Here is a 632-nt window from a genome sequence, read left to right on the forward strand (position 1 = left end):
GCCGGCTGCGCGCGGATCCGCAGCTGCTGCGGTAGACGTTCTTCCGGAGGCCGGTGCGCCCGGCGCGCCTGTTGGCCACACTGCCGGCTGCAGATCTATTGCAGCTACTCACGGTGCTCTCCTGGATGCCGGTGAACCCACCGGTGCGCCTGCAGAAGCCCAGCAACAGCCTTGCCCTGGTTAATCGGTCACCGGCTGCGCGCGGATCCGCAGCCGCTGCGGTAGACGTTCTTCCGGAGGCCGGTGCGCGCCGGTTGGCCACACTGCCGGCCGCAGATCTATTGCAGCTACTCCCGGCGCTCACCTGGATGCCGGTGAACCCACCGGTGCGCCTGCAGGAGTCCGGCAACTGCCTTGCCCTGGTTAATCGGTTGCCGGTTGCGCGCGGATCCGCAGCTGCTGCGGTAGACGTTCTTCCGGTGGCCCGTGCGCCCGGCGCGCCTGTTGGCCACACTGCCGGCTGCAGATCTACCGCACCTGCTGCCGGGCTCCCTTGATGCCAGTGAGCTCCATTACCTGGCTGCCGCCGTTGCATCGATCGATAACTCGCCGGGGGTCCACCGGCCCGCCTGCAGGAGCCCGGCACCGGCCTCGCCCTGGTTGATTGGTCGCCGGCTGACCACACTGCTATC

The 632-nt window shown here is 68.5% G+C and carries 1 protein-coding gene; it reads left to right on the forward strand.

Annotated elements, in window-relative coordinates; all coding sequences use genetic code 11:
* Positions 1–184: hypothetical protein (locus tag GC101_RS35800; protein WP_216626656.1), on the forward strand; the 184-nt coding region annotated here is incomplete at its 5' end.
* Positions 185–632: the final 448 nt, after the last annotated feature.

The organism is Paenibacillus phytohabitans, from assembly GCF_013141775.1.
Taxonomy (GTDB): domain Bacteria; phylum Bacillota; class Bacilli; order Paenibacillales; family Paenibacillaceae; genus Paenibacillus_AQ; species Paenibacillus_AQ phytohabitans.